This is a genomic window from Hungatella sp. (assembly GCF_046966825.1).
Genome location: NZ_JBKVCZ010000031.1, coordinates 20,650 through 38,157 on the forward strand (window position 1 = coordinate 20,650; position 17,508 = coordinate 38,157).

Here is a 17,508-nt window from a genome sequence, read left to right on the forward strand (position 1 = left end):
GGGGCGAAAGATATGGGAAATAAAAAGAAAGCAATAAGTCCGTATTATGTGATTACACTTATCCTCCTGGCGGCTATGGCCGTGTTCTTTCTCTTTCCTCTGTACTGGATTATCACCGGTTCCGTGAAGGAGAAGAGCGACATTATTATAAAGTCCGGTGAAATGGTAAAGTGGTTTCCTACAACGATTACATGGGATAACTACAGCCGGCTCTTTAAGAGCGGGACGAAGCTTTTCGGCATAGGCATGCCGATGGCAATCCGCTGGCTGTTTAACAGTGTGTTCATCTCCGTAGTGGCGATGGGACTTACCTGTATTACCTCTTCTCTGGCGGGATACGCACTGGCGAAGAAACGTTTCTGGGGCAAGAGCCTGATCTTCGGTCTGTTCGTATGTGCCATGGCACTCCCGAAGCAGGTTATTCTGATTCCTTTGATGAGACAGATGTCAGCCATGGGATTTTTGAAATCTGTATGGGGCTCCATGTTTGCAGTAATCTTCCCGGTTGTCGGATGGCCATTCGGTGTATTCATGATGAAGCAGTTCTCTGAGAATATTCCGACCTCTCTTCTGGAAGCCTGCCGTATTGACGGGGCAGGAGAGCTGACAACCTTTGTGAATGTGGCATTTCCAATTATCAAACCTGGGTTTGGTGCGCTGGCGATCTTCACATTCATTAACTCCTGGAATGAATATCCGCTGCAGTTGGTTATGCTGACTCAGAATGAATCTAAGACCATTGCTTTAGGTATTGCCAGTAAGCTGAGCGAAATGTCCAACGATTTCGGATTAATTATGGCAGGTGCGGCTCTGGCTTCCGTTCCGATTATCATTGTGTTCCTCTGCTTCCAGAGATACTTTACGCAGGGAATTACGATGGGAGCGGTAAAAGGTTAAGTGTGCCGGAAACAAGCCGCACATTTATATCGGGTGCAGCTTTACGCTGTAAAAGGATTGCGTGTGGATTGAAATAAAACTTCTTCATATAATAAGGAGAGGCTGACCGGAATAAATTCGGCCGCCTCTTCTTTTTTTGACAGCAGAGTCAAACCAGACGGCAGAGTCCCGGGCTGGGAGGAAACAGTAACGGTCTGGAGGTTTGCTGTGTGGATTATACTAAATATATTGCCTGTTCTTTTCCGGGTGTGATAGAATAAAATAAGTATCAGGACGGAGAGGGAGGTGCGGTTTCCATGACAGAGAAAACATTCAGAAATAAAATATACTGGTTTACCTTCCTGTTCAGCGTGCTGGTTATCTGGGTCCACTCCTATAACGCCGTACTGTTCCTGGGAAATACCGGGGCGGCGGCCTCTCTGGTGCGGCTGGAGCGCTTCTTCGGCGACAAAATCGCTCAAATCGCGGTTCCCGGCTTCTTTATGATTTCTTCTTATCTCTTTTTCCGTGGGTATAAACCGGAGATTTTAATGCGCAAATGGAACTCCCGGATCAGGAGCGTTCTGGTTCCGTATATCGTGTGGAACAGTCTGTACTATTTCGGCTATGTGATCGGAAGCAGGCTTCCCTGTATTTCTGATGTGATCGGTAAGGGGAAGATTCCGTTTGGCCTTTTGGAAACGGTTGATGCGATTCTGAATTATACCTATAATTATGTGTTCTGGTATCTCTACCAGTTGATTCTTCTCATTCTCCTGGCTCCCCTCATCTATCTCGCGGTAAAACGGGTCTGGCCCGGAATCGTGTTTCTGGCGATCCTGCTGACAGGGGTCTATCTGGGGATCGATCTGCCGTTTCTGAACCTGGACGCGCTGTTTTACTACTCCTTTGCGGCCTTCGCGGCGGTACACGAAAAAGCGGTGGTGGAAGGCGTCTGGTCACGGAAACGCCTGATTGCGGGTCTGGTGCTTCTGGCGGCCGGCTGCATCTCCCTGCGGACGGATCTGCCCGGCAGCAGCCTGGGAGAGACCGCGTCGGTTACGGTGGTCTACCGGCTTCTGGTCCCGGTCGGCCTGTGGCTCATGGTGCCGGAGGAGAGGCTTTTCGAAGCCAGAGATTTTATGAAGAATAACTTTTTTTTATATGCGGTTCACTTTGCACTTGTCCGTCTGATCAACAAAACGGGAGCATTGCTGCTCCCGCCTGTACCAGTTCTTGCTTTTCTTCTGTTCTTTTTAATGCCTCTGTTCGCCGTTGTCATCAGCTGGCTGGCAAGCCGTCTGATCCGGCGCTTTGCGCCTGCCGTATGGAGGCTGTTAAACGGGGGTCGATGACCACCGGCCTGAGGCTCCGCACGGAAGTACAAGGCCGGTCCTGGTAACCGGAAGACCCACCTCCTCCGACTGAACGAAGCCGCCGTGTTTGCTGGCCACCTCGATGGACAGCATGTAGGTTAAGACGGCGGGAGCCAGTCCCGTGGTGTAGGAGTTGATGAGATAGAAGAGCGGATCATCCGAGAGAAGCTGGGCACAGAGCCTGACCAGCGGATGAATGGATTCCTCAATCTTCCAGATCTCCCCTTTAGGACCGCGGCCATAGGAGGGCGGATCCATAATGATTCCGTCATAGTGATTCCCGCGCCGGATTTCCCGCTCCACGAACTTGACACAGTCGTCCACGATCCAGCGGATAGGCGCCGATTCGAGACCGGAGGACCTGGCATTTTCCTTGGCCCAGCCCACCATGCCCTTGGAGGCGTCCACATGGGTGACCGAGGCGCCGGCGGCTGCGGCTGCCAGTGTGGCTCCGCCCGTGTAGGCAAACAGGTTTAAGACTCTGACTGGCCGTCCCGCCTCCCGGATCTTACTTCCGAACCAGTCCCAGTTGGCCGCCTGCTCCGGAAACAGTCCGGTATGTTTGAAACTGAAGGGCTTCAGCTGAAATGTCAGCTCCTTATATTGAATACTCCACTGCTGAGGCAGATCGAAGAATTCCCATTCTCCGCCCCCCTTAGCGCTGCGGTGGTAATGTCCATTCCTGTGTTTCCAGCCCTTCTCCGTCTTTGGGGTAGACCAGATGACCTGCGGGTCCGGGCGAACCAGCGTGTAGTTACCCCAACGCTCCAGTTTTTCTCCCTCTGAACAGTCTATCACTTCATAATCCTTCCAACCGTCTGCAATCCACATGCCACTTATCCCTGACCTTTCTGTATTTACCGTATAATGCGTTCTATGATTCTATGATTATACTGGATAAGGGGAAAAGCGTCAAGGGAACAGCGTTCTGAACGGCAGACGTTTTTTTACATAGTTACGGAGCGGTGCATTATCCATAATTTACGTAAAAATTGTAATAGAATTGAAAGATAATAATAGTTGAATAATTTCAGATAAATTGCTACAATGAATAGTGTAAAAAGGAGAATCCTGTAAGGAGTGACAATATGAAGAAAAAAGGTTTCGTTGTGCTGGCAGTTGCTGCGGTACTGACATTAGGAACTGCCACCATGAGCGCATGGGCAGCGGAGGGATGGGCGCAGTCCGGAAACACCTGGTCATACTATGATTCCAACGGATATAAAGTGACCAATGTGTGGAAAAAAGGCGCGGACAACTTATGGAGATATTTGAACGGCAATGGCGAGATGGCCGTCAATACATGGGTAGATAATACTTATTATATGGATTCTAACGGGATTCTGGTAACGGATAAGTGGATGAAGTTTCAGGAGTCCGGCAGCTCCGAGTATAAGTGGTATTACTTCGGAAGCAGCGGAAAAGCGATTATGGACAACTGGTCCAAGATTAATAATAAATGGTATTATTTCGATTCTAACGGTGAGATGCAGACCGGATGGGTTCTGGATAACATGTACTACTGTGGTACGGATGGAGTAATGAGGACAGGCTGGCAGAAGCTGTTTCCGCCGGACAGTGATTACGATCCGGACCGTATGTCTCCTGGAGACGAGGATGACGACGGAAAGCGCTGGTATTATTTCAGCGACAGCGGCAAAAAGTATATGCCGAAGGAAACCAGCGGAGACTACGGTACTTATAAGATTGACGGCGTAGCATACTGCTTCGATTCGGACGGCGCGCTTCAGACGGGCTGGAAGAACGTCGGGGTTGATAACGCAGATTATGACATTCAGAATTACAAGTATTACGATTCCAGCGGAAAGTTAAGGACCGGCTGGTATTCGATCGAACCGCCGGAGGATTTAAGCGGATACGAAGGTGATGTAGAATGGTTTTATTTTTCCAGCAACGGAACGCCAAAGGCGGGACCGAAGGAAGGAGAGGCCACAACACAGAACTTAACAAAGATCAACGGAAAGACGTATCTGTTCAATGACAGAGGGAATCCGGTCTACGGTCTTCAGAAGGTTCGGATTGGAAGTACTTCGGAGTATACCTCCTATTATTTTGGTGACAAGAAGACGAGTACCATGCAGAAGGGAAAGATCAAGGTTACCGAGGGCGACGGCGGTGAAGAGACGTATTACTTCAGCGACAGCGGCCGCGGCTATACCGGCGTTAAAGACGGATACCTCTATTACATGGGCAAGCTGCAGCGGGCGGAGGACGGCGTCAGATATGAGCCGATTACTATCCCGGCCGGAAACAGCTACACGACCTATGTGGTGAATGCATCGGGCAAGGTGGCTAAGAACACGACGGTCAAGAACGCGGACGGTGTGAAGTACAAGACGAGCAGCAGCGGATCGCTTACGAAGGTGGATGACGAAGACGCCTCCGGAAGCTACCGGGATCCGATTGAACCGGTTTGGAAAGAATAAAATTTTTAATAAGAATGACAGGGAAGCAGGATTGGAGCCGAAGGGATGGTTTCGATCCTGCTTTTGTATTCTTCGCTGCCTCCTCACAACGATTGTAAGACAGCTATTACTAATAGGAAGAAACACTGTAAAACCCCTCGAAAGCGGCAGATCAGCCATCAAATAAAAAAAATTAAGAAATAAAGAAAAAAATGCTTGCAATGTAAAAAAAAGTGTGCTATCCTGTAAAGGCTGTGGCATGATAGCTGTGAAGCGTGAGGTTGCTGCCCAAGAGGCAGGTTTTCCGTGGAGCGAATGTCAAGTTAGGAAACTGGCGACAAGTCACTGTACAATTAAAGAATTCTGTTTCAAAAAAACGGAAAATCAGTGTGGGGTCCTGGAGGACACACACGGGAACGTGTACAGTCACCGCTTGTCGTACTTCTACTAAGTGCGAAAAGGAGGCGACTTTTTTTATGGCAAGTCAAGTAATGAGAATCACATTAAAGGCGTACGATCATCAGTTAGTTGATCAGTCTGCAAGCAAAATCATCGACACTGTGAAAAAAACAGGATCACAGGTGAGCGGACCGGTGCCGTTACCAACGAAGAAAGAAGTGGTAACTATCTTACGTGCAGTTCACAAGTACAAAGATTCCAGAGAGCAGTTCGAGCAGAGAACGCACAAGAGACTCATCGATATCATTACACCAAGTCAGAAGACTGTGGACGCATTATCCAGACTGGAAATGCCGGCCGGTGTATACATTGATATCAAGATGAAGAACAAATAATTTTCTTCATCGCATCAATTAAGGTAATATCCTGAAGGGTTTAGATATAGAAGCAACACACCATTCCGCCGGACCTCGGTGAGAGGGACTCATAGTGTTCCACTTATATTGGACTGTTCTAGGATGATTGCAGAAGGGATCTTTAATCCCGGCAATCCGCTGTAGAATTAACAAACAGGAGGTAAAAACATGAAGAAGGGTATATTAGCTACCAAAGTCGGAATGACACAGATCTTCAATGAGGACGGAGTATTAACTCCAGTAACGGTTCTTTTAGCCGGCCCGTGTGTAGTAACACAGGTTAAGACAGCTGAGAACGATGGTTACAATGCAGTACAGGTTGGTTTTGTTGACAAGAGAGCAAAGCTTGTAAGCAAGCCACTTAAGGGCCATTTTGATAAGGCCGGTGTATCTTACAAGAGATACGTAAGAGAGTTCAAGTTCGAGAATGCTTCCGAGTATTCCGTTAAGGACGAAATCAAAGCAGACATCTTCGCTACAGGCGATAAGATCGACGTAACCGCAATCTCCAAAGGTAAAGGTTTCCAGGGTGCTATTAAGAGACACGGACAGTCCAGAGGACCTATGGCTCACGGTTCCAAGTTCCATCGTCATGCAGGTTCCAACGGTTCCTGTTCTGACCCGAGCAAGGTATTCAAAGGCAAAAAGATGCCTGGACAGATGGGTAACAAGCGTGTAACTATCCAGAATCTCGAGATCGTTAAGATCGACGCAGAGAACAACTTAATTCTGGTTAAGGGCGCTGTACCAGGACCGAAGAAGTCCTTAGTAACAATCAAGGAAACAGTAAAAGCAGCAGTTTAATGCTTTTATAAGAAAGGAGGAACACACAGATGGCAAACGTATCTGTTTACAATATGGAAGGTAATGAAGTTGGCACATTAGAGTTAAACGATGCTGTGTTTGGTGTGAATGTAAACGAGCACCTTGTACACTTAGCAGTTGTCAGCCAGCTTGCTAATAAGCGCCAGGGCACACAGAAAGCGAAAACTCGCTCTGAAGTATCCGGCGGCGGAAGAAAACCGTGGAAGCAGAAAGGAACCGGTCATGCAAGACAGGGTTCAACAAGATCTCCACAGTGGACAGGCGGCGGAGTAGTATTTGCTCCAACACCAAGAGATTACACGATCAAACTGAACAAGAAGGAAAGAAAGCTTGCGTTAAAGTCTGCCCTTACAAGCAGAGTGAACGAGAACAAGTTCATCGTTGTTGACGAGTTAAAGTTTGACGAAATCAAGACAAAGAAGTTCCAGAACGTATTGAATAATTTAAAGGTATCCAGAGCACTTGTTGTTGTTGGCGATGACAGCGCAAACGCAGTGAAGTCCGCAAGGAATATTCCGGCTGTTAAGACTGCTTTTGTTAACACGATCAATGTATACGATATCTTAAAGTATAACACAGTTGTTGCTACCAAGACTGCTGTTGCAGCAATCGAGGAGGTGTACGCATAATGGCAGATATTAAATATTTTGACGTAATCCAGAAGCCGATCGTAACCGAGAAGAGCATGAACGCTATGGCGTCCAAGAAATATACTTTCACTGTTCATCCGGATGCAAACAAGGCCATGATCAAAGAAGCTGTCGAGAAGATGTTCCCGGGAACCAAGGTTGCCAGCGTGAACACCATGAACTTAGAAGGAAAGACCAAGAGAAGAGGAATGACCTTCGGTAAGACAGCTAAGACGAAGAAAGCGATCGTTCAGCTTACTGCTGACAGCAAGGATATCGAAATCTTCGAAGGACTGTAGGATATTCGCCGTTACGGCAGTATTGGTCCTAAACTATGTGATGAACATTATATCACGATAAAATGAAACGCCAGGCGGCGTTGAAGCATTTGCGGGCCATGATAACAGAGGCTCATGTATAAGTGCTTTTAGCAAGAAAGGAGAGTTACAACATGGGAATCAAAAAGTATAACCCATATACCCCTTCCAGAAGACATATGACTGGTTCTGATTTCAGCGAGATTACAAAGACAACTCCAGAGAAGTCCTTAATCAGCGCTACAATGAACAAGCAGGCTGGTCGTAACAATCAGGGTAAGATCACTGTTAGACATCGCGGCGGCGGTGCTAAGAGAAAATATAGAATCATCGATTTCAAGAGAAACTCCAAAGATGGTATTCCGGCAACTGTAATCGGCATCGAGTACGATCCGAATAGAACTGCTAACATCGCTTTAATCTGCTACGCAGATGGTACAAAGTCTTATATCCTCGCGCCGGCTGGATTGACAGACGGCATGAAGATCATGAGCGGCGAGAATGCAGAGGCAAGAATTGGTAACTGTTTACCATTAGGCCAGATCCCGGTTGGTACACAGGTACACAACATCGAACTTTATCCGGGCAAGGGCGGTCAGCTGGTTCGTTCCGCTGGAAACTCTGCTCAGTTAATGGCTAAAGAAGGCAAATATGCAACCTTAAGATTACCTTCAGGCGAGATGAGAATGGTTCCGATCAACTGCAGAGCTACAATCGGCGTTGTAGGCAACGGAGATCACTCCCTTATCAACATTGGTAAAGCTGGTAGAAAGCGCCATATGGGCTTCAGACCTACTGTACGTGGTTCCGTTATGAACCCGAACGACCATCCACACGGTGGTGGTGAAGGAAAGACCGGTATCGGCCGTCCAGGTCCGTGTACACCATGGGGCAAACCTGCTCTTGGTTTAAAGACCAGAAAGAAAAACAAGCAGTCTAACAAGTTAATCGTTAGAAGAAGAGATGGAAAGACCATTAAATAATTGAAGGAGGTTAGAACCTATGGCTCGCTCACTGAAAAAAGGACCATTCGCGGATGCGTCTTTACTGAAAAAAATTGATGCTATGAACACAGCAGGACAGCATCAGGTAATTAAGACCTGGTCCCGTCGTTCTACCATCTTCCCACAGATGGTTGGACATACAATTGCAGTTCATGATGGAAGAAAACATGTGCCGGTATATGTTACAGAAGATATGGTTGGACATAAACTCGGTGAATTCGTTGCAACCAGAACCTACAGAGGTCATGGAAAAGACGAGAAGAAATCCGGACGTAAATAATAGATTGATTAGTTGAAAGGAGGCTTCACCAATGGCTAAGGGACATAGAACCCAAATTAAGAGAGAAAGAAATGCTCAGAAGGACACAAGACCGTCAGCAAAGTTATCTTATGCCAGAGTTTCTGTTCAGAAGGCATGCTTCGTATTAGACGCCATCAGAGGCAAAGATGCACAGGCAGCACTTGGTATTGTAACTTACAATCCCAGATATGCTTCTACTTTAATAGAAAAGTTATTAAAATCAGCGATTGCGAATGCTGAGAATAACAACGGTATGGATCCGTCCAAACTTTACGTAGAAGAATGCTACGCAAACAAAGGACCGACAATGAAGAGAGTAAAACCGAGGGCACAGGGCCGCGCTTATAGAATCGAGAAGAGAATGAGCCACATCACCATCGTGCTTAATGAAAGATAAGGAGGCAAATAATGGGACAGAAAGTTAATCCACACGGCTTAAGAGTCGGTGTTATTAAAGACTGGGATTCCAAGTGGTATGCAGAAGCTGACTTTGCAGACAATTTAGTAGAAGACTACAAGATCAGAACATACCTGAAGAAGAGATTATACAGTGCCGGCGTATCTGATATCGAGATTGAAAGAGCGTCTGACCGTGTTAAAATTATTATCCACACTGCAAAACCGGGTGTCGTTATCGGTAAGGGTGGTTCTGAAATTGAGAAGTTAAAAGCAGAAGTTCAGAAGATGACAGATAAGAAATTATTTGTTGACATCAAAGAAGTTAAGAGACCTGACAAAGACGCTCAGTTAGTAGCTGAATCCATCGCACAGCAGTTAGAGAACCGTGTTTCCTTCCGTCGTGCCATGAAGTCCACCATGGGCCGTTCCATGAAGGCTGGCGTTAAGGGTATCAAGACTGCAGTTGCAGGACGTCTTGGCGGCGCTGATATGGCTCGTACAGAGTTCTACAGCGAGGGAACCATTCCGTTACAGACATTAAGAGCAGATATTGACTATGGTTTCGCTGAAGCAGATACTACCTACGGCAAAGTTGGCGTTAAGGTATGGATCTACAAAGGCGAGATACTTCCAACTAAAGGAAATAGGGAAGGGAGCGATAAATAATGTTAATGCCTAAGAGAGTTAAACGTCGTAAACAGTTCCGTGGTTCCATGGCTGGTAAGGCTTTAAGAGGCAATACAATCAGCAATGGTGAATACGGTTTAGTCGCTTTAGAGCCATGTTGGATCAAATCGAACCAGATCGAGGCAGCCCGTGTTGCCATGACCCGTTACATCAAGCGTGGTGGTAAAGTCTGGATCAAGATTTTCCCGGATAAACCTGTAACAGCAAAGCCAGCAGAAACCCGTATGGGTTCCGGTAAGGGCGCTCTGGAATACTGGGTAGCAGTAGTTAAACCAGGCCGTGTATTATTTGAAATCGCTGGAGTACCTGAAGAAACAGCTCGTGAAGCTTTACGTCTTGCTATGCACAAGTTACCATGCAGATGTAAGATTGCTGCTAAAGCGGATTTAGAAGGCGGTGATAACAGTGAAAATTAATAAATATGTAGAAGAATTAAAGGCAAAATCAGTCACAGAACTGAACGAAGAATTAGTAGCTGCGAAGAAGGAACTCTTTAACTTAAGATTCCAGAACGCAACGAATCAGCTGGATAACACCAGTAGAATCAAAGAAGTTCGTAAGAACATTGCCAGAATCCAGACTGTTATGACAGAAAAGGCTAAACTGGCTTAAGCAGATATTTTTCATCTCAGTATGACACACACGACCGTGTGTAACATTGAAAGGAGTAACGTAGCGTGGAAAGAAATTTAAGAAAAACCCGTACGGGCAAGGTAGTCAGCAATAAGATGGATAAGACTATTGTTGTGGCTATCGTAGACCATGTAAAACATCCTTTATACGGCAAGATCGTAAAGAGAACGTATAAATTAAAAGCTCATGACGAAAACAACGAATGCAACATGGGCGATACAGTAAAAGTAATGGAAACAAGACCGCTGTCCAAGGACAAGAGATGGAGACTTGTTGAGATTATCGAGAAAGCGAAATAAATTATTTCCAGGAAGGAGTAACAGGCATGATTCAGCAGGAGACCAGGTTAAAGGTTGCCGACAATACCGGTGCGAAAGAATTACTGTGTATCCGTGTTATGGGCGGCTCTACAAGAAGATATGCTAATATTGGTGATATTATCGTCGCTACCGTTAAGGATGCAACACCAGGCGGTGTTGTAAAGAAAGGTGACGTAGTAAAGGCCGTTGTTGTGCGTACTGTAAAAGGTGCCCGCCGCAAAGACGGTTCTTATATCAGGTTCGATGAGAACGCTGCAGTAATAATCAAAGATGACAAGACTCCGAGAGGAACTCGTATCTTTGGACCGGTTGCAAGAGAATTAAGAGAGAAACAGTTCATGAAGATTGTTTCTTTAGCTCCAGAAGTATTATAGGGAGGTGTCGACTGTGCATAAAATTAAGAGAGATGACCTGGTAAAGGTTATCGCAGGAAAAGATAGAGATAAACAGGGCAAAGTTCTTCATGTAGATACAAAGAACAACAAAGTTCTGGTTGAAGGCTGCAACATGATTACAAAGCATGTAAAGCCAGGCCCTGGCAACCCACAGGGTGGTATTGTTCAGAAAGAAGCTGCGCTTGATATCTCCAACGTAATGCTTGTTGTAGACGGAAAAGCAACCAGAGTCGGCTTCGAAGTAAAAGACGGCAAAAAAGTCCGTGTTGCCAAAACAACCGGAAAAGCGATTGACTAATTCGGAGAGGAGGAATAAAAATTGGCTAGATTAAAAGAAACATATCAGAGCGAAATCGTAGAAGCTATGATTAAGAAATTCGGTTATAAGAATATCATGGAAGTGCCGAAGTTAGATAAGATCGTCATCAACATGGGTGTTGGCGAAGCAAAGGAAAATGCCAAGGTTTTAGACTCTGCAGTCAGAGACTTAGAAATCATCTCCGGACAGAAGGCAGTTTTAACAAAGGCAAAGAAATCTATTGCTAACTTCAAGCTCAGAGAAGGCATGCCAATCGGCTGTAAGGTTACATTACGCGGTGAGAGAATGTATGAGTTTGCAGATCGTCTGATCAACCTTGCATTACCTCGTGTACGTGACTTCAGGGGTGTTAATCCTAACGCTTTTGACGGCAGAGGAAACTATGCCCTTGGTATCAAGGAACAGCTTATTTTCCCTGAAATTGAGTACGATAAAGTTGACAAGGTCAGAGGTATGGACATTATTTTCGTTACTACCGCTAAGACCGATGAAGAAGCCCGTGAACTTTTGACATTATTCAATATGCCATTTGCAAAATAACAGGAGGAATATTCCATGGCAAAGACTTCAATGAAGATTAAACAGCAGAGACCTGCAAAATTCTCCAGCAGAGAATACAACCGTTGCAGAATCTGTGGACGTCCACATGCTTATTTAAGAAAATACGGTATCTGCAGAATCTGCTTCCGTGAATTAGCATACAAGGGTCAGATCCCAGGCGTTAAGAAAGCAAGCTGGTAAAATAAGGAAGGAGGCAATTCAAAATGACAATGAGCGATCCAATCGCAGATATGCTTACAAGAATTCGTAATGCAAATACTGCCAAACACGATACAGTAGATGTACCTTCATCCAAGATGAAATTAGCTATTGCTGATATCCTTGTAAAAGAGGGCTACATTAAGAAATATGATCTCGTAGAAGACGGTGCATTCCAGACAATCAGAATCACCTTAAAATACGGCAAAGATAAGAACGAAAAAATCATCACAGGTATCAAGAGAATCTCCAAGCCTGGTTTACGTGTATACGCAAACAAGGAAGAGTTACCGAAGGTTCTGGGTGGTTTAGGAACAGCTATCATCTCCACCAACCAGGGCGTTGTAACCGACAAGGAAGCACGCGAACTCGGCGTAGGCGGAGAAGTGCTGGCATTTGTTTGGTAATTTAAGAACTACTGAAAACAGAAGAGGCGCAGACGCTTTTTCCGAAAATTTAAGGAGGTACACGGCATGTCACGTATAGGAAGAATGCCTATCGCGATTCCGGCAGGCGTTACTGTCACAATCGCAGAAAATAATAAAGTGACTGTAAAAGGTCCAAAGGGAACTCTGGAAAGAGTATTACCGGCTGAGATGTCCATCAAAGAAGAAGATGGCCAGATCATCGTTACAAGACCCAGTGATTTAAAGAAGATGAAATCTTTACACGGTCTGACAAGAACACTGATCAACAACATGATCGTTGGCGTAACCGCTGGTTACGAGAAGAAACTGGAAATCAATGGTGTAGGTTACAGAGCTCAGAAGCAGGGTAAGAAGCTTGTTCTTTCCCTCGGTTATTCTCATCCGGTTGAGATGGAAGATCCGGAAGGTCTGGAATCCACAATGGAAGGCCAGAACGTCATCATTGTAAAAGGTATCGATAAAGAAAAAGTAGGCCAGTACGCTGCTGAAATCAGAGACAAGAGAAGACCTGAGCCGTATAAGGGCAAAGGTATCAAATATGCTGATGAAGTTATCAGACGTAAAGTTGGTAAGACTGGTAAGAAATAATTTAAGGAGAGTGTAAAAATGGTTAGCAAACAGTCAAGAAGCGAAGTTCGCGTGAAGAAGCACACCAGATTACGTAATCGTTTTGCAGGCACTGCAGAAAGACCGCGTTTAGCTGTGTTCAGAAGTAATAATCATATGTATGCTCAAATTATTGACGATACAGTTGGTAAAACTTTAGTCTCAGCTTCTACAGTTGATAAGGAAGTAAAGGCTGAATTAGAGAAAACTAACAACGTTGATGCTGCAGCATATGTAGGTACAGTAGTTGCCAAGAGGGCTCTCGAAAAGGGAATCAAGGAAGTTGTATTTGACAGAGGCGGCTTCATATATCAGGGCAAGATTCAGGCATTAGCAGACGCAGCCAGAGAAGCTGGTCTGGAATTCTAGTAGAGAGGAGAATAGGGCGTTGAAACATACAATTATTGATGCAAGTCAGTTAGAATTAAACGACAAAGTAGTTGCTATCAAGCGAGTATCGAAAACCGTAAAAGGCGGACGTACTATGAGATTCTCTGCTTTAGTAGTCGTAGGCGATGGCAATGGCCACGTAGGTGCGGGCCTTGGCAAAGCAGGCGAAGTTCCGGAAGCAATCCGTAAGGGTAAAGAGGCTGCAGTTAAGAATATGGTAACTGTACCGATTGACGAGAACAACAGTATTCCTCATGATTTAATCGGAAAATTCGGAAGCGCAGCTGTACTTCTTAAGAGAGCTCCGGAAGGTACCGGTATCATCGCAGGCGGTCCTGCCCGTGCAGTAGTGGAGCTTGCGGGAATTAAGAATATCCGTACAAAATCTTTAGGATCCAACAACAAGACAAACGTAGTTTTGGCTACAATCGAAGGATTGACTCAGATAAAGACTCCTGAGGAAGTTGCAAAGCTTCGCGGCAAATCTGTAGAAGAGATTTTAGGCTAAGGAGGATAAGAAAATGGCAGATAAATTAAAAATCACATTGGTGAAATCCCCGATCGGCGCAGTTCCGAAGCAGAAAGCAACCGTTGAAGCTTTAGGCTTAAAGAAGCTTCATAAGACAGTTGAGATGCCGGATAACGGTGCTGTAAGAGGCATGATCCAGAACGTTAGACATTTAGTAAAAGTTGAAGAAATTTAAGGAAAACAGTAAGGAGGTGCAAACGATGGAATTATCAAATTTACAGCCTGCATTAGGATCCAAACACAGCGATAGCTTCAGAAGAGGCCGTGGCCATGGTTCAGGAAACGGTAAGACTGCAGGTAAGGGCCATAAAGGACAGAAAGCTCGTTCTGGTGCTCCGAGACCAGGGTTTGAAGGCGGTCAGATGCCTTTATACAGACGTATTCCGAAGAGAGGCTTCACAAACAGAAATACCAAGACTATCATTGGAATCAATGTTAGTGCTTTAGAGCAGTTCGAAAACGATACTGTTGTTACAGTTGAGACTCTGTTGGAGAGCGGCATTGTTAAGAATCCGCGCGATGGTGTTAAGATCCTTGGAAACGGAGAATTAACCAAAAAGCTTACAGTAAAGGTAGATGCTTTCAGCGAAGGCGCTAAGACCAAAATCGAGGCTTTAGGTGGAACCTGCGAGGTGAACTAATATGTTAAAAACGCTCCGTAATGCATTCAAGATCAAGGACATCAGAAAGAAACTTCTGTATACGTTCGCGATGCTGGTGGTTATTAGAATTGGCTCACAGCTGCCGATTCCTGGAGTAGAAACAGCATTTTTCAAAGATTTTTTCGCTCAGCAGAATAACGATGCGTTCGGATTTTTTAACGCCATGACAGGTAGCTCCTTTACCAATATGTCCGTGTTCGCGCTGAGTATTACCCCGTACATCACTTCTTCCATTATCATGCAGCTTCTGACCATTGCGATTCCGAAGCTGGAAGAGATGCAGAGAGATGGTGAAGACGGCAGAAAAAAGATAGCAGAATACACCCGTTACGTAACAGTTGCTCTGGCTTTAATTGAATCCATTGCTATGGCAGTTGGATTTGGCGGCCAGGGACTGTTAAGCGAGTTCAACGCAATCAGCGTCATTATCGCCGTAGTTACTATGACTGCAGGTAGTGCGCTTCTGATGTGGATTGGTGAGCGTATCACTGAGAATGGTGTGGGAAATGGTATCTCCATCGTCCTGTTATTTAACATCATTTCCAGTTTGCCCTCTGACGCATCTACACTTTATACCAGATTCATGTCTGGCAAGTCGGTTGCAGTGTCAGCGGTAGCCGCCATCATCATCGTGGCCATCGTGATTGCAATCGTGGTATTTGTCGTTGTCCTTCAGGATGGCGAGAGAAGAATTCCAGTCCAGTATTCCAAAAAGATGCAGGGACGTAAGATGGTTGGCGGCCAGTCCTCCAACATCCCGTTAAAAGTAAATACAGCCGGTGTTATCCCGGTTATCTTTGCTTCCTCCATCATGTCATTCCCGGTAGTTATCGCCCAGTTCTTCGGCAGCCGGATCAACTATGACAGCATTGGCGGACATATCCTTCTGATGCTGAATTCTTCTAACTGGTTCAAGCCGGAGCGTCCGGTCTATTCGATCGGTATGGTGGTTTATATCGCCCTGATCATCGTGTTTGCTTACTTCTACACATCGATTACCTTTAATCCGCTGGAAGTAGCGAACAACATGAAGAAGTCAGGCGGCTTTATCCCGGGTATCCGCCCAGGCAAGCCAACCAGCGATTACCTCAATTCCATTTTGAACTACGTAGTATTTATCGGTGCATGTGGTCTGACGATTGTATGTATTATCCCGATTATGGTATCCGGCCTCTTCAATGTAAGCCGCCTGTCATTTGGTGGTACATCCTTAATCATCATTGTCAGCGTTGTCTTAGAGACAATCAAGGCAATCGAATCTCAGATGCTTGTACGTTATTATAAGGGATTTTTGAATGACTAATGGACAAATCCAAGAGGAACACATTATGGCGTGTTTCTCTTGGTCTTTGTGCTATATGAACATATTGCAGGGAGGGACTGCTGATGAAGATTATCATGTTAGGTGCCCCAGGTGCCGGTAAAGGTACCCAGGCAAAGAAGATTGCTGAGAAGTATCAGATTCCACACATTTCCACAGGCGATATTTTCCGTTTCAACATCAAAGAGGGAACCGAGCTTGGAATGAAGGCAAAGGCATATATGGATCAGGGCGGCTTAGTACCGGATGAGCTGACGATCGGCATGCTGATGGACCGCATTCAGAAGGAAGACTGTCAGAATGGTTACGTATTAGACGGTTTCCCAAGGACGATTCCGCAGGCGGAGAGCCTTACGAACGCTCTTAATGAGAGAGGACAGAAGATCGACTACGCCGTGAATGTGGATGTTCCGGACGAGAATATCGTGAATCGTATGTCAGGACGCCGCGCCTGCTTAAGCTGCGGTGCTACATATCATATTGTCTATAAACCCAGCAAAGTGGAAGGCATCTGTGATGTCTGCGGTGATAAGCTTGTCTTAAGAGATGACGATAAGCCGGAAACCGTTAAGAAGCGTCTGTCCGTGTATCATGATCAGACACAGCCTCTGATTGACTATTATAAGGAAGCCGGCGTACTGGCAAATGTTGACGGAACACAGGATATGGAAAAAGTGTTCTCCGATATTGTCGCTGTTCTGGGAGCGTAATGTATGTCAGTTACGATTAAATCTGCAAGAGAAATAGAACTTATGAGAGAGGCCGGGAAAATCCTCGCGAAGACCCACGAGGAGCTGGCGAAAGCCTTAAAGCCCGGTATGACAACCTGGGATATCGACCATTTGGGAGAAGAGATCATCAGAAGCTACGGCTGCATCCCTTCCTTTAAAAATTACAACGGCTATCCGGCTTCTATCTGTGTATCGGTGAACGACGAGGTGGTTCACGGAATTCCCAGCAGGAAGCATTTCATAGAGGAAGGCGACATTGTGAGCCTGGATGCCGGCGTGATCTACAAGGGATACCATTCCGATGCGGCAAGGACGTACGGGATCGGTGAAATCTCCCCCGAAGCAGGCAGACTCATCGAGGTGACAAAACAAAGTTTCTTTGAAGGGATTAAATTTGCAAAAGCTGGCAATCATCTGAATGATATATCTTCTGCGATCCAGGCCTATGCGGAAAGCTTTGGCTTTGGCGTGGTACGGGATCTGGTAGGACATGGAATCGGAAGTCATCTCCATGAAGACCCGGAGGTGCCCAATTTCGCCGGAAGGCGGCGCGGCCTAAAACTGAGGCCAGGCATGACACTCGCCATTGAACCGATGATTAATGCGGGAACGCCGGAAGTGGTATGGCTCGATGATGACTGGACGGTTGTAACAGAGGACGGAGCGTTATCAGCCCACTATGAGAATACGGTCCTGATTACAGAAGGCGAACCGGAGCTTCTAAGCCTGGTTTCGGAAGCCCATTAGGGAATTTGAGTGA

Annotated in this window: 28 protein-coding genes; 27 read left to right on the forward strand and 1 reads right to left on the reverse strand. The window is 45.9% G+C overall.

Annotated features, from left to right (window positions below; translation table 11 throughout):
• Nucleotides 1-12: 12 nt before the first annotated feature.
• Both ACLTD4_RS11985 and ACLTD4_RS11990 read left to right on the forward strand, forming a co-directional pair.
• Nucleotides 13-897, forward strand: a complete 885-nt coding sequence (locus tag ACLTD4_RS11985; protein WP_002604711.1) for a carbohydrate ABC transporter permease — start codon at nucleotides 13-15, stop codon at nucleotides 895-897.
• A gap of 296 nt (nucleotides 898-1,193) precedes the next feature.
• Nucleotides 1,194-2,231 carry an acyltransferase family protein gene (locus ACLTD4_RS11990; protein WP_117622351.1) on the forward strand — a complete coding sequence of 346 codons (1,038 nt, stop codon included), beginning with the start codon at nucleotides 1,194-1,196 and terminating at the stop codon, nucleotides 2,229-2,231.
• Here the strand turns inward: ACLTD4_RS11990 and ACLTD4_RS11995 are convergent.
• The gene (locus ACLTD4_RS11995; RefSeq protein WP_055653521.1) at nucleotides 2,214-3,083 is read right to left on the reverse strand and encodes a class I SAM-dependent methyltransferase; all 870 of its coding nucleotides are present in this window, start codon (nucleotides 3,081-3,083) and stop codon (nucleotides 2,214-2,216) included. The genes ACLTD4_RS11990 and ACLTD4_RS11995 overlap by 18 nt on opposite strands.
• 257 nt (nucleotides 3,084-3,340) lie before the next feature.
• Between ACLTD4_RS11995 and ACLTD4_RS12000 the strand changes: the two genes are divergently transcribed.
• The 25 genes from ACLTD4_RS12000 to map all read left to right on the forward strand — a co-directional run bounded on the left by ACLTD4_RS12000 (nucleotide 3,341) and on the right by map (nucleotide 17,495).
• Nucleotides 3,341-4,699 (forward strand): cell wall-binding protein, encoded by a 1,359-nt coding sequence (locus tag ACLTD4_RS12000; protein ID WP_055653523.1) that lies wholly within the window; start codon nucleotides 3,341-3,343, stop codon nucleotides 4,697-4,699.
• 455 nt (nucleotides 4,700-5,154) lie between these two features.
• The gene (rpsJ, locus tag ACLTD4_RS12005; RefSeq protein WP_002604705.1) at nucleotides 5,155-5,472 is read left to right on the forward strand and encodes a 30S ribosomal protein S10; all 318 of its coding nucleotides are present in this window, start codon (nucleotides 5,155-5,157) and stop codon (nucleotides 5,470-5,472) included.
• Between the two features lie 189 nt (nucleotides 5,473-5,661).
• Entirely contained in the window at nucleotides 5,662-6,297 is a 636-nt protein-coding gene (gene rplC, locus ACLTD4_RS12010) for a 50S ribosomal protein L3 (protein WP_055653528.1), read from the forward strand.
• A gap of 29 nt (nucleotides 6,298-6,326) precedes the next feature.
• Nucleotides 6,327-6,947, forward strand: coding sequence for a 50S ribosomal protein L4 (gene rplD, locus ACLTD4_RS12015; protein WP_002604703.1), 621 nt, complete (start codon nucleotides 6,327-6,329; stop codon nucleotides 6,945-6,947).
• Nucleotides 6,947-7,246 carry a 50S ribosomal protein L23 gene (rplW, locus tag ACLTD4_RS12020; protein WP_002604702.1) on the forward strand — a complete coding sequence of 100 codons (300 nt, stop codon included), beginning with the start codon at nucleotides 6,947-6,949 and terminating at the stop codon, nucleotides 7,244-7,246. The genes rplD and rplW overlap by 1 nt, the downstream gene beginning before the upstream one ends.
• Before the next feature lie 152 nt (nucleotides 7,247-7,398).
• The gene (rplB, locus tag ACLTD4_RS12025; protein WP_055653530.1) at nucleotides 7,399-8,247 is read left to right on the forward strand and encodes a 50S ribosomal protein L2; all 849 of its coding nucleotides are present in this window, start codon (nucleotides 7,399-7,401) and stop codon (nucleotides 8,245-8,247) included.
• A 19-nt stretch (nucleotides 8,248-8,266) separates the two neighbouring features.
• Nucleotides 8,267-8,548: a 30S ribosomal protein S19 gene (gene rpsS, locus ACLTD4_RS12030; protein ID WP_002604700.1), complete on the forward strand. Its 282-nt coding sequence runs from the start codon at nucleotides 8,267-8,269 to the stop codon at nucleotides 8,546-8,548.
• A gap of 31 nt (nucleotides 8,549-8,579) precedes the next feature.
• Complete coding sequence (gene rplV, locus ACLTD4_RS12035) at nucleotides 8,580-8,966, forward strand: 50S ribosomal protein L22 (RefSeq protein ID WP_002604699.1); 387 nt, start codon at nucleotides 8,580-8,582, stop codon at nucleotides 8,964-8,966.
• A gap of 11 nt (nucleotides 8,967-8,977) precedes the next feature.
• Nucleotides 8,978-9,634 carry a 30S ribosomal protein S3 gene (rpsC, locus tag ACLTD4_RS12040; RefSeq protein WP_055653532.1) on the forward strand — a complete coding sequence of 219 codons (657 nt, stop codon included), beginning with the start codon at nucleotides 8,978-8,980 and terminating at the stop codon, nucleotides 9,632-9,634.
• The gene (gene rplP / locus ACLTD4_RS12045) at nucleotides 9,634-10,071 is read left to right on the forward strand and encodes a 50S ribosomal protein L16 (RefSeq protein ID WP_006771874.1); all 438 of its coding nucleotides are present in this window, start codon (nucleotides 9,634-9,636) and stop codon (nucleotides 10,069-10,071) included. Before rpsC ends, rplP begins: the two co-directional genes overlap by 1 nt.
• Entirely contained in the window at nucleotides 10,061-10,267 is a 207-nt protein-coding gene (gene rpmC / locus ACLTD4_RS12050) for a 50S ribosomal protein L29 (RefSeq protein WP_006771873.1), read from the forward strand. The genes rplP and rpmC overlap by 11 nt, the downstream gene beginning before the upstream one ends.
• Before the next feature lie 65 nt (nucleotides 10,268-10,332).
• A complete protein-coding gene (gene rpsQ / locus ACLTD4_RS12055; RefSeq protein WP_002604695.1) occupies nucleotides 10,333-10,587 on the forward strand; it encodes a 30S ribosomal protein S17 in 255 nt (84 codons plus the stop codon).
• Between the two features lie 26 nt (nucleotides 10,588-10,613).
• Complete coding sequence (gene rplN / locus ACLTD4_RS12060; protein WP_002604694.1) at nucleotides 10,614-10,982, forward strand: 50S ribosomal protein L14; 369 nt, start codon at nucleotides 10,614-10,616, stop codon at nucleotides 10,980-10,982.
• 13 nt (nucleotides 10,983-10,995) lie between these two features.
• On the forward strand, nucleotides 10,996-11,301 hold the full coding sequence (rplX, locus tag ACLTD4_RS12065; RefSeq protein ID WP_002604693.1) for a 50S ribosomal protein L24: 306 nt from the start codon (nucleotides 10,996-10,998) through the stop codon (nucleotides 11,299-11,301).
• 21 nt (nucleotides 11,302-11,322) lie between these two features.
• Nucleotides 11,323-11,862, forward strand: a complete 540-nt coding sequence (gene rplE, locus ACLTD4_RS12070) for a 50S ribosomal protein L5 (RefSeq protein WP_002604692.1) — start codon at nucleotides 11,323-11,325, stop codon at nucleotides 11,860-11,862.
• Nucleotides 11,863-11,877: 15 nt separating this feature from the next.
• On the forward strand, nucleotides 11,878-12,063 hold the full coding sequence (locus ACLTD4_RS12075) for a type Z 30S ribosomal protein S14 (RefSeq protein ID WP_002604691.1): 186 nt from the start codon (nucleotides 11,878-11,880) through the stop codon (nucleotides 12,061-12,063).
• A gap of 23 nt (nucleotides 12,064-12,086) precedes the next feature.
• Nucleotides 12,087-12,488 carry a 30S ribosomal protein S8 gene (rpsH, locus tag ACLTD4_RS12080; RefSeq protein WP_022031107.1) on the forward strand — a complete coding sequence of 134 codons (402 nt, stop codon included), beginning with the start codon at nucleotides 12,087-12,089 and terminating at the stop codon, nucleotides 12,486-12,488.
• A 66-nt stretch (nucleotides 12,489-12,554) separates the two neighbouring features.
• Nucleotides 12,555-13,097 carry a 50S ribosomal protein L6 gene (gene rplF, locus ACLTD4_RS12085; RefSeq protein WP_002604689.1) on the forward strand — a complete coding sequence of 181 codons (543 nt, stop codon included), beginning with the start codon at nucleotides 12,555-12,557 and terminating at the stop codon, nucleotides 13,095-13,097.
• 18 nt (nucleotides 13,098-13,115) lie between these two features.
• Nucleotides 13,116-13,484: a 50S ribosomal protein L18 gene (gene rplR, locus ACLTD4_RS12090; RefSeq protein ID WP_055653533.1), complete on the forward strand. Its 369-nt coding sequence runs from the start codon at nucleotides 13,116-13,118 to the stop codon at nucleotides 13,482-13,484.
• 19 nt (nucleotides 13,485-13,503) lie between these two features.
• The gene (rpsE, locus tag ACLTD4_RS12095) at nucleotides 13,504-14,013 is read left to right on the forward strand and encodes a 30S ribosomal protein S5 (RefSeq protein WP_055653535.1); all 510 of its coding nucleotides are present in this window, start codon (nucleotides 13,504-13,506) and stop codon (nucleotides 14,011-14,013) included.
• A gap of 13 nt (nucleotides 14,014-14,026) precedes the next feature.
• Nucleotides 14,027-14,209 carry a 50S ribosomal protein L30 gene (gene rpmD / locus ACLTD4_RS12100; RefSeq protein WP_002604686.1) on the forward strand — a complete coding sequence of 61 codons (183 nt, stop codon included), beginning with the start codon at nucleotides 14,027-14,029 and terminating at the stop codon, nucleotides 14,207-14,209.
• 25 nt (nucleotides 14,210-14,234) lie between these two features.
• Complete coding sequence (gene rplO / locus ACLTD4_RS12105) at nucleotides 14,235-14,675, forward strand: 50S ribosomal protein L15 (RefSeq protein ID WP_002604685.1); 441 nt, start codon at nucleotides 14,235-14,237, stop codon at nucleotides 14,673-14,675.
• Nucleotide 14,676: 1 nt separating this feature from the next.
• Nucleotides 14,677-15,999 (forward strand): preprotein translocase subunit SecY, encoded by a 1,323-nt coding sequence (secY, locus tag ACLTD4_RS12110; protein WP_055653538.1) that lies wholly within the window; start codon nucleotides 14,677-14,679, stop codon nucleotides 15,997-15,999.
• An 83-nt stretch (nucleotides 16,000-16,082) separates the two neighbouring features.
• Nucleotides 16,083-16,727 (forward strand): adenylate kinase, encoded by a 645-nt coding sequence (locus ACLTD4_RS12115; RefSeq protein ID WP_055653541.1) that lies wholly within the window; start codon nucleotides 16,083-16,085, stop codon nucleotides 16,725-16,727.
• A 3-nt stretch (nucleotides 16,728-16,730) separates the two neighbouring features.
• Nucleotides 16,731-17,495 carry a type I methionyl aminopeptidase gene (gene map, locus ACLTD4_RS12120; RefSeq protein ID WP_002604682.1) on the forward strand — a complete coding sequence of 255 codons (765 nt, stop codon included), beginning with the start codon at nucleotides 16,731-16,733 and terminating at the stop codon, nucleotides 17,493-17,495.
• Nucleotides 17,496-17,508: the final 13 nt, after the last annotated feature.

Excerpts from the sequence above, each read along its gene's own strand:
- ACLTD4_RS11995 (WP_055653521.1), bottom strand. The coding sequence starts at position 3,083 with ATGTGGATTGCAGACGGTTGGAAGGATTATGAAGTGATAGACTGTTCA.
- rplO (WP_002604685.1), top strand. The coding sequence starts at position 14,235 with ATGGAATTATCAAATTTACAGCCTGCATTAGGATCCAAACACAGCGAT.
- ACLTD4_RS12000 (WP_055653523.1), top strand. The coding sequence starts at position 3,341 with ATGAAGAAAAAAGGTTTCGTTGTGCTGGCAGTTGCTGCGGTACTGACA.
- rpsC (WP_055653532.1), top strand. The coding sequence starts at position 8,978 with ATGGGACAGAAAGTTAATCCACACGGCTTAAGAGTCGGTGTTATTAAA.
- rplP (WP_006771874.1), top strand. The coding sequence starts at position 9,634 with ATGTTAATGCCTAAGAGAGTTAAACGTCGTAAACAGTTCCGTGGTTCC.
- rplV (WP_002604699.1), top strand. The coding sequence starts at position 8,580 with ATGGCTAAGGGACATAGAACCCAAATTAAGAGAGAAAGAAATGCTCAG.
- map (WP_002604682.1), top strand. The coding sequence starts at position 16,731 with ATGTCAGTTACGATTAAATCTGCAAGAGAAATAGAACTTATGAGAGAG.
- rplC (WP_055653528.1), top strand. The coding sequence starts at position 5,662 with ATGAAGAAGGGTATATTAGCTACCAAAGTCGGAATGACACAGATCTTC.
- rplD (WP_002604703.1), top strand. The coding sequence starts at position 6,327 with ATGGCAAACGTATCTGTTTACAATATGGAAGGTAATGAAGTTGGCACA.
- rpsJ (WP_002604705.1), top strand. The coding sequence starts at position 5,155 with ATGGCAAGTCAAGTAATGAGAATCACATTAAAGGCGTACGATCATCAG.
- ACLTD4_RS11985 (WP_002604711.1), top strand. The coding sequence starts at position 13 with ATGGGAAATAAAAAGAAAGCAATAAGTCCGTATTATGTGATTACACTT.
- rplB (WP_055653530.1), top strand. The coding sequence starts at position 7,399 with ATGGGAATCAAAAAGTATAACCCATATACCCCTTCCAGAAGACATATG.
- rplW (WP_002604702.1), top strand. The coding sequence starts at position 6,947 with ATGGCAGATATTAAATATTTTGACGTAATCCAGAAGCCGATCGTAACC.
- rplF (WP_002604689.1), top strand. The coding sequence starts at position 12,555 with ATGTCACGTATAGGAAGAATGCCTATCGCGATTCCGGCAGGCGTTACT.
- ACLTD4_RS12075 (WP_002604691.1), top strand. The coding sequence starts at position 11,878 with ATGGCAAAGACTTCAATGAAGATTAAACAGCAGAGACCTGCAAAATTC.
- rpmD (WP_002604686.1), top strand. The coding sequence starts at position 14,027 with ATGGCAGATAAATTAAAAATCACATTGGTGAAATCCCCGATCGGCGCA.
- ACLTD4_RS12115 (WP_055653541.1), top strand. The coding sequence starts at position 16,083 with ATGAAGATTATCATGTTAGGTGCCCCAGGTGCCGGTAAAGGTACCCAG.
- secY (WP_055653538.1), top strand. The coding sequence starts at position 14,677 with ATGTTAAAAACGCTCCGTAATGCATTCAAGATCAAGGACATCAGAAAG.
- rpsH (WP_022031107.1), top strand. The coding sequence starts at position 12,087 with ATGACAATGAGCGATCCAATCGCAGATATGCTTACAAGAATTCGTAAT.
- rpsS (WP_002604700.1), top strand. The coding sequence starts at position 8,267 with ATGGCTCGCTCACTGAAAAAAGGACCATTCGCGGATGCGTCTTTACTG.
- rplR (WP_055653533.1), top strand. The coding sequence starts at position 13,116 with ATGGTTAGCAAACAGTCAAGAAGCGAAGTTCGCGTGAAGAAGCACACC.
- rplN (WP_002604694.1), top strand. The coding sequence starts at position 10,614 with ATGATTCAGCAGGAGACCAGGTTAAAGGTTGCCGACAATACCGGTGCG.
- ACLTD4_RS11990 (WP_117622351.1), top strand. The coding sequence starts at position 1,194 with ATGACAGAGAAAACATTCAGAAATAAAATATACTGGTTTACCTTCCTG.